The sequence below is a fragment of the uncultured Nevskia sp. genome, assembly GCF_903885465.1.
In the GTDB taxonomy this organism is placed as follows: domain Bacteria; phylum Pseudomonadota; class Gammaproteobacteria; order Nevskiales; family Nevskiaceae; genus Nevskia.
Genome location: NZ_CAISIQ010000064.1, coordinates 1 through 7,570, shown reverse-complemented (window position 1 = coordinate 7,570; position 7,570 = coordinate 1). Strand labels below are relative to the sequence as shown.

Here is a 7,570-nt window from a genome sequence, read left to right as displayed (position 1 = left end):
TGTCTTCGATCGCCTGCTCGGCACCGGACAGCACGGCATCGGACACCTGCATCTGGGTGCTCGGACAAAGCTGCTGTAGCTCGGCAACGATGTTCATCAGCAGATCACGCGGAAAGGCCACGTCGACCACCAGCCGCAGATCGGGCTCCCAGCCCTGCTTGAGCTTGCGCGCCAGCAATTCCAGGGTTTCGACCTCGCGCAGCAGCGGCCGGGCACGCTGCAGCAGCACGCGGCCGTGTTCGGTGAGCACCGCCTTGCGGCCTTCGACGACCAGCAGCGGCACGTCCAGCGCTTCCTGCAGCCGGGCGATTGCATAGCTCACTGCCGGCTGGCTCTTGTTCAGCGCCGCTGCCGCCTGCGCGTAGCCGCCGTGATCGATCACCGCGGCCAGCACGGCCCATTGTTCGAGCGAGGTTCTTGCGAGTGCCATGCTCCAAATTATCAAGTTTGTTGATTGATGGCATCCGAAAATCGAGCTTTTTTATCCGATCCCCGAGTTCTATCTTGCTTCCACACCCACCGGAGACAAGGCCATGAACCAGATCAGACTCAGCAACGAACGCGGCCACGCCGATCACGGCTGGCTGAATTCCCACCACAGCTTTTCGTTCGGCGACTACTTCGACGCCGAGCACGTCGAGTTCGGCCCGCTGCGCGTCATCAACGAAGACCGTGTGCAGCCGGGCAACGGCTTCGGCACCCATGGCCATCGCGACATGGAAATCATCAGCTACGTGCTGTCCGGCGAGCTGGCGCACAAGGATTCGCTCGGCAACGGTTCGGTGATCCGCCCCGGTGACGTGCAGCGGATGAGCGCCGGCTCCGGCGTGCGCCACAGCGAGTTCAATCCTTCGCAGGCCAAGCCGGTGCACTTCCTGCAGATCTGGATCCAGCCGAACCAGCAGGGCATCGCACCGAGCTACGAGGAGCAGCGCTTCGAGGAAGCCGAAAAGCGCGGCCGCCTGCGCCTGATCGCATCGCCGGATCAGGCCGAAGGTTCGGTGCTGCTGCACCAGGACGCCCGCCTCTACGCCGGCCTGTTCGATGGCGCCGAGACCGCCTCCCTGAGCCTGGCCGCCGGCCGCCGCGCTTACGTGCATCTGGCTCGCGGTACGGTCACCGCCAACGGCGTGAGGCTCGCCGCCGGTGACGCGCTGAAGATCGAAGCGCTGGGCGAACTGAGCCTCAGCGATGGCAGCGATGCCGAAGTGCTGGTCTTCGATCTGCCCGGCGCCAATCCGCAGCGCACGTCCTGATTCAAACACCCGGCTCGGCTCGAACAGAGCCGGGCTGGACCTTGCCAACGCAGCAACCGCAGCACCTCAGACCATACAAAGGGGAAACCACCATGTCGCAAACCAACACACTCGCCAAGCGCTCCGAAAAGGGCCTGCTGACGCCAGACAACTGCGTGCTGGCGATGATCGACCTGCAGCCGCAGATGCTGTTCGGCGTCTCCAGCCACGATCGCCAGACGATCATCAACAACAACGTTCTTCTGGCCAAGGCAGCCCAGGTGTTCGGCATTCCGGTGGTGCTGTCGACCGTCGAGAGCAAGTCGTTCAGCGGCAACACCTGGCCGCAGTTGCTGGCGGCGCTGCCCGGCGTCGAGCCGATCGAGCGCACCTCGATGAACTCCTGGGACGACGCCAACTTCGTCGCCGCGATCGAGAAGACTGGCCGCAAGAAGATCGTGCTGACCGGCCTGTGGACGGAAACCTGCGTCGCCCTGCCGACCGTGCAGGCGATCCACGATGGCTACGAGATCTATGTCGCCGAAGACTGCTGCGGCGATGTCAGCCTGCTGGCCCACGACAACGCCATGAAGCGCGTCTACCAGGCCGGTGCCAAGCCGGTCACCGCGCTGTCGACCCTGCTCGAATGGCAGCGCGACTGGGCGCAGCGCGATACCTACGACGCGGTGATGGACATCGTCAAGACGCATTGCGGTGCCTATGGTGCCGGCGTCGAGTACGCCTACACGATGGTCCACGGCGCACCGCCGACGGTGCTCTCGCCCTACGCGATCCCGGCGCCTGCCGCGCACGGCTGAGCGAGTTCGCCCCGGACGATCGGCCAGAGGCTGGTTCGATCGTCCGCGGCCCGAAGGCTGCACATCACGATTCTGGAGACCTCGCCATGAAGATGTATCTGCTGTCGCTCGCTGCCGGCTTGCTGGTCGGCGCGATCTACGCGCTGCTGAACGTGCGCTCGCCGGCCCCGCCGGTGATCGCCCTGCTCGGGCTGATGGGCATCCTGCTTGGCGAACAAGCGGTGCCGCTGGTCAAGCGTGTGTTCGTGGCCAGGGAGCCGGTGACGGTCAGCTGGGTCAAGGCGCAATGCGGTGAGCACGTGTTCGGCGAACTGCCGGGCAATGCCACGGTGAAGCCGCGCGAGCCGGGAGAAGCGGCATGAGCACCGCACCGAGCCTCATCGTTCGCAACGCGAAGATCACCACGCTTGATCGCCAGAATCCGCAAGCCAATGCCCTGGCGATTGCCGATGGCCGCTTCGTTGCCGTCGGTACCGAAGACGAGGTGATGAAGCTCGCGGGAAGCAATACGCAGATCGTCGATGCGGCGAAGCGTCGCCTGATTCCCGGCCTGATCGACTCGCACATCCACGTCATCCGCGGCGGCCTCAACTACAACCTCGAACTGCGTTGGGATGGCGTGCCGTCGCTCGCCGATGCAATGCGCAAGCTGCGCGATCAAGTAGCTCGCACACCGGCACCGCAGTGGATTCGCGTGGTCGGCGGCTTCACCGAATGGCAGTTCGCCGAGAAGCGGCTGCCGACCATCGACGAGCTGAACGTCGCGGCACCGGACACACCGGTGTTCATCCTCCATCTCTACGACCGCGCGCTGCTCAACGCTGCCGCGCTGCGCGCCGTCGGTTACACGCGGGACACGCCGAACCCGCCCGGCGGCTGGATCGTCAAGGACAGTCGTGGCGAGCCCACCGGCCTGCTGCTCGCCGAGCCGAACGCGCTGCTGCTGTACTCGGCACTCGCCAAAGGCCCGAAGCTGCCGATCGAATACCAGCGCAATTCGACCCGCCATTTCATGCGCGAGATGAATCGCCTCGGCGTCACCAGCGTCGTCGATGCCGGTGGCGGCTTCCAGAATTACCCGGACGATTACCAGGTCATCGAAGACCTGCACGCCTCTGGCGAGCTGACCCTGCGCATCGCCTACAACCTGTTCACCCAGAAGCCGAAGGAAGAAGTTTCCGACTTCAGCCACTGGGCCACGCTCGTGAAGCCAGGCCAGGGCGATGCGATGTATCGCCACAACGGCGCTGGCGAAATGCTGGTGTTCTCGGCGGCGGATTTCGAGGACTTCCGCCAGCCGCGCCCGGAGCTGCCGGCCGGCATGGAGAACGAGCTTGAAGCGGTGGTCCGCGTGCTGGTCAGCAACCGCTGGCCGTTCCGTCTGCATGCGACCTACGACGAATCGATCGGCCGCGCGCTGAGCGTGTTCGAGAAGGTCAACCTCGAGATTCCCTTCGATGGCCTGCACTGGTTCTTCGATCACGCCGAAACGGTCAGCGATCGCAACATCGAGCGCATCGCCCAACTTGGCGGCGGCATCGCGATCCAGCATCGGATGTCCTATCAGGGCGAATACTTCATCGAGCGCTATGGCGCGAAAGCCGTCGAACGCACGCCGCCGTACAAGCGGATGCTGGAGATGGGCGTCCACGTCGGTGCCGGCACCGATGCCACGAGAGTCGCCAGCTACGATCCCTGGAACGCGCTGTGGTGGCTGTCGACCGGCAAGACCGTGGGCGGCACGCGCCTGTATCCGCCGGCCAATCTCGTCGATCGCGAAACCGCGCTGACGATGTACACCAAAGCCAACGCCTGGTTCTCGAACGAGGAAGGTGCGAAAGGCCAGATCAAGATCGGCCAGCTTGCCGATTTCGCGCTGCTGTCGGCGGACTACTTCAGCGTGCCGGAAGACCAGATCCGCAACCTGGTCTCGGTACTGACCGTGGTCGGCGGCAAGCCGGTCTATGGCGATGACGAGTTCAAGCCGCTGGCGCCGGCGCTGCCGCCCGCGATGCCGGACTGGTCGCCAGTCAACTTCGGCAGCAAGTACTACAAGCCGGACCGGGAAGCGACGCACGCGATGGCGCAGGCCAGCTGCGCTTGTGCATCGAGCTGCAATGTCCACGGCCATGCCCATGGCCGCGCCGTCACCACCGCGACCGACGACCAGAATGGTTTCTGGGGTGCGCTCGGTTGCTCCTGCTGGGCGTTCTGATCATGGCCGCCAACTCCATCCAACAGACTGCTATTGCCCGTCCGGGCACCGTTGCACCGCTGCTGAGCTTCGTCGCCGGCTATGTCGATACCGTCGGCTTCATCGCGCTGTTCGGCCTGTTCACCGCGCACGTCACCGGCAACTTCGTGCTGATCGGCGCGTCCCTGGTGCAGCCCGCCCATGCCGGCGTGCTCGCCAAGCTGCTGGCGCTGCCGGTGTTCATCGCCGCGGTGGCGATGACCACGGCCTTCGTGCGCAGACGGGAGCGCCGGCAGCGGCGTTCGCTGACGCCGGTGCTGTGGGCGCAGATCGTGTTGCTCGGCGGCTTCCTCGTCGCAGCACTGCTGGCGGCGCCAATCCTCCATGCCGATGCCCCGGGCGCGGTGATCGCCGGCCTGCTCGGCGTTGCCGCGATGGGCGTGCAGAACGCGGCGTCTCGGCTGATCTTCACCAGCCTGTCGCCAACCACGGTGATGACCGGCAACGTCACCCAGGTGGTGATCGACAGCGTCGATCTGCTGCGCGGCTCGAATGCCGACAACCGCGCCGTGACCAAGGCCCGCATCAGCAAGATGTGGCCGCCAGTGCTCGCCTTCGCGGTCGGCGCCGCGGCCGGTGCGGTACTGCTGATGCAGATCGGCATCGTCTGCCTGCTGCTGCCGATGCTGGCCATCGTTCTGGTCTCCCGCCTGGCTCTTGCTCCGGAAGTTCGCTCATGAGCGCCGCCTTCTGGCTACCCCGCGCCGGGCTGTGTCTGGCCTATGTCTACAGCGGCATGGCCAAGCTGATCGACTTCCCGGCGGCGATCGCCGAGCAGCAGCACTTCGGCCTGCAACCGGCGGCACTGTTCGCAGCGGCGACGATCGCGGTGCAGCTCGGTGGCTCGGCGCTGGTGCTGTTCGCACAAGGCCGCATGGCCGCACTCGGCGCAGCGGCACTGGCGGGTTTCACGGTGATCGCCACGCTCATCGGCCATCCGTTCTGGACGATGAGCGGCATCGAGCGCTTCCACAATCTCAATGCCTTTCTCGAACACGCCGGCCTGGTCGGCGGCTTCCTGCTGATCGCCTTGATCGCCATGCAATCGCGGGCGGCAAACACGCCATGCACGCCCGCGCGCTGAGCCTCATCGCCCTCGCGCTGCCGGCCTTCGGGCTGGCAGCGGCGGAGCCGGCAAGCGTCGATCCGGCGACCTCGGTGCTGTCGGAATACACCAACGCTGCAGCACCGGATCCGCATCCACCGCCGTATACCTTGCTGCGCTTCAACGAGCGCTACGACAGCCTCGCCGATCCTCTCAATCGCATTGATTTTTTCGACTCAGCGAAGTACATCGCGCTCAGCGCGAGCGATCCGCACAGCTACCTGAGCTTCGGCGGCGAACTGCGCGAACGCTACGAGCAGTTCGACAACGCTGGCTTCGGCACCAGCGGTGAGCCGGACGATCTGTCCTATCTGCTGCAGCGGATCGCGCTGCATGCCGATCTGCACGTCAACGAGCGGCTGCGCTTCTTCGTCCAGGGCCTGTCGGCGCTGCAGTTCGGCGATCGCGACAGTGCTTCGCCGATCAACCAGAACCCGCTCGATCTGCAGCAGGCCTTCGTCGATTACACGTTCGGCGAACCTTCGCCGGACGGGCCGAAAGTGATCGCCCGCGCCGGCCGCTTCAGCATGAACTACGGCTCGGCGCGGCTGATCGCGACCCGCGCGGCGCCGAACGTGCCGTACAAGTTCGATGGTGTGCAGATCATCGCCGCACAGGGCACCGCGCGGCTCTATGCCTTCCTGGTGCGGCCGGGACAGGAGTCCCGACATCAGTTCGATGGCGAGAACGACGGTCAGAGCTTGTGGGGCGTCTACAGCTCGATACCGACTCGCCTGAGCCTGCCGGCGACCATCGACCTGTACTACCTCGGCGCCCATTACGACAGCCGGCGCTACATCCGCGGCAGCGCCGCCGAGGATCGCCACAGCATCGGCACGCGGCTCTCAGGAACTGCTGGCGGCTGGAGCTATGACTGGGAACCGATCGCGCAGTTCGGGACCTTCGGCAACCGCGACATCCGCGCTTGGACCATCGCCACCGACACCGGATACAGCTTCCGCTCACTGCCCTGGAAGCCGCGCCTCGGCCTCAAGGCCGACTACGCCAGCGGTGATTCCAAGGGGCCGGAAGGCCATTACGGCGGCTTCAATCCGCTGTACTTCAAGTCCGGCTACTTCAACGACGCCAGCATCATCCGCCCGACCAACATCGCCGATCTGCATCCCTCGCTGCAGCTGGTGCCGACGCGCTCGCTGACCGCCACCCTTGCCGTCGATCTGCTCTGGCGCGCCAGTCTCAACGATGGTGTCTATGGCCCCGCCGGCAACATCGAACTGCAGCCGGTGCCAGGCGCATCGCGCTATATCGGCAACACGGCAGAGGCAGCCTTGACTTGGAAGGCCGGCCGGCACTGGGTCTGGACGGCTTCGTACGTGCATCTGTTCGCCAGCGACTACGTGCGCGCGGCGGACGGCAGCGACGTCGATTTTCTCGGCAGCTGGGCGACCTTCACCTGGTAGTTCGAACAGGCTTCATCGTGACTCCACTTCCATCACTCAGAACAGGACACAACCCATGAGCTTCATCAAGACGAAAGACGGCACCAACATTTTCTACAAGGACTGGGGCAGCGGCCAGCCGGTAATCTTCAGCCACGGCTGGCCGCTGTCTGCCGATGCCTGGGACGCACAGATGCTGTTCCTCGGCGAGCACGGCTATCGGGTGATCGCCCATGACCGGCGCGGCCACGGCCGTTCCGATCAGACCTGGACCGGCAACGACATGGACACCTACGCCGACGATCTCGCCGCGCTGATGAACGCGCTCGATCTCAAGGACGCCGTGATGATCGGCCACTCCACCGGCGGTGGCGAAGTGGCGCACACCATCGGCCGTCACGGCACAGGCCGTGTCGCCAAGGCGGTGCTGATCGGTGCCGTACCGCCGCTGATGCTGAAGACCGCCGGCAATCCCCATGGCGTGCCGATGCAGGTGTTCGACGACATCCGCAAGGGCGTGCTCGACAACCGCGCGCAGTTCTACAAGGACCTGTCGATGCCGTTCTACGGCTACAACCGGGCCGGTGCCAAGGCCTCCGAAGCGATCCGCGAATCGTTCACCCAGCAGGGCCTGATGGGTGGCATCAAGGGCCAGTACGACTGCATCAAGCAGTTCTCGGAAGTGGACTACACCGACGACTTGAAGAAGATCGACGTGCCGACCCTGATCGTCCACGGCGACGACGATCAGATCGTGC

General features: G+C 65.1%; 9 protein-coding genes. 8 read left to right on the top strand and 1 reads right to left on the bottom strand.

Going from position 1 to position 7,570, the window contains the following annotated elements; all coding sequences use genetic code 11:
* On the bottom strand, positions 1–430 hold a 430-nt coding region (locus QZY06_RS02230; protein ID WP_295679612.1), incomplete at its 3' end, for a LysR family transcriptional regulator.
* 103 nt (positions 431–533) lie between these two features.
* On the opposite strand from QZY06_RS02230, the gene QZY06_RS02225 reads away from it, so the two are divergent.
* The 8 genes from QZY06_RS02225 to QZY06_RS02190 all read left to right on the top strand — a co-directional run.
* Positions 534–1,256 (top strand): pirin family protein, encoded by a 723-nt coding sequence (locus tag QZY06_RS02225; RefSeq protein ID WP_295679610.1) that lies wholly within the window; start codon positions 534–536, stop codon positions 1,254–1,256.
* A gap of 92 nt (positions 1,257–1,348) precedes the next feature.
* Positions 1,349–2,053: a hydrolase gene (locus QZY06_RS02220; protein WP_295679607.1), complete on the top strand. Its 705-nt coding sequence runs from the start codon at positions 1,349–1,351 to the stop codon at positions 2,051–2,053.
* An 86-nt stretch (positions 2,054–2,139) separates the two neighbouring features.
* Positions 2,140–2,415, top strand: coding sequence for a XapX domain-containing protein (locus QZY06_RS02215; protein ID WP_295679604.1), 276 nt, complete (start codon positions 2,140–2,142; stop codon positions 2,413–2,415).
* Positions 2,412–4,268, top strand: a complete 1,857-nt coding sequence (locus QZY06_RS02210; RefSeq protein WP_295679602.1) for an amidohydrolase — start codon at positions 2,412–2,414, stop codon at positions 4,266–4,268. Before QZY06_RS02215 ends, QZY06_RS02210 begins: the two co-directional genes overlap by 4 nt.
* A gap of 2 nt (positions 4,269–4,270) precedes the next feature.
* Complete coding sequence (locus tag QZY06_RS02205) at positions 4,271–4,987, top strand: YoaK family protein (protein WP_295679600.1); 717 nt, start codon at positions 4,271–4,273, stop codon at positions 4,985–4,987.
* Positions 4,984–5,391, top strand: a complete 408-nt coding sequence (locus QZY06_RS02200; RefSeq protein WP_295679599.1) for a DoxX family membrane protein — start codon at positions 4,984–4,986, stop codon at positions 5,389–5,391. Before QZY06_RS02205 ends, QZY06_RS02200 begins: the two co-directional genes overlap by 4 nt.
* A complete protein-coding gene (locus QZY06_RS02195; protein ID WP_295679597.1) occupies positions 5,373–6,833 on the top strand; it encodes an alginate export family protein in 1,461 nt (486 codons plus the stop codon). Before QZY06_RS02200 ends, QZY06_RS02195 begins: the two co-directional genes overlap by 19 nt.
* Before the next feature lie 55 nt (positions 6,834–6,888).
* Positions 6,889–7,570 (top strand): alpha/beta hydrolase (locus QZY06_RS02190; RefSeq protein WP_295679595.1); only part of this gene is annotated, 682 nt, incomplete at its 3' end.

What these genes read in the sequence shown, in the direction of transcription:
- QZY06_RS02225 (WP_295679610.1), top strand. Translation starts at nt 534, where the DNA reads ATGAACCAGATCAGACTCAGCAACGAACGCGGCCACGCCGATCACGGC.
- QZY06_RS02220 (WP_295679607.1), top strand. Translation starts at nt 1,349, where the DNA reads ATGTCGCAAACCAACACACTCGCCAAGCGCTCCGAAAAGGGCCTGCTG.
- QZY06_RS02215 (WP_295679604.1), top strand. Translation starts at nt 2,140, where the DNA reads ATGAAGATGTATCTGCTGTCGCTCGCTGCCGGCTTGCTGGTCGGCGCG.
- QZY06_RS02210 (WP_295679602.1), top strand. Translation starts at nt 2,412, where the DNA reads ATGAGCACCGCACCGAGCCTCATCGTTCGCAACGCGAAGATCACCACG.
- QZY06_RS02205 (WP_295679600.1), top strand. Translation starts at nt 4,271, where the DNA reads ATGGCCGCCAACTCCATCCAACAGACTGCTATTGCCCGTCCGGGCACC.
- QZY06_RS02200 (WP_295679599.1), top strand. Translation starts at nt 4,984, where the DNA reads ATGAGCGCCGCCTTCTGGCTACCCCGCGCCGGGCTGTGTCTGGCCTAT.
- QZY06_RS02195 (WP_295679597.1), top strand. Translation starts at nt 5,373, where the DNA reads ATGCACGCCCGCGCGCTGAGCCTCATCGCCCTCGCGCTGCCGGCCTTC.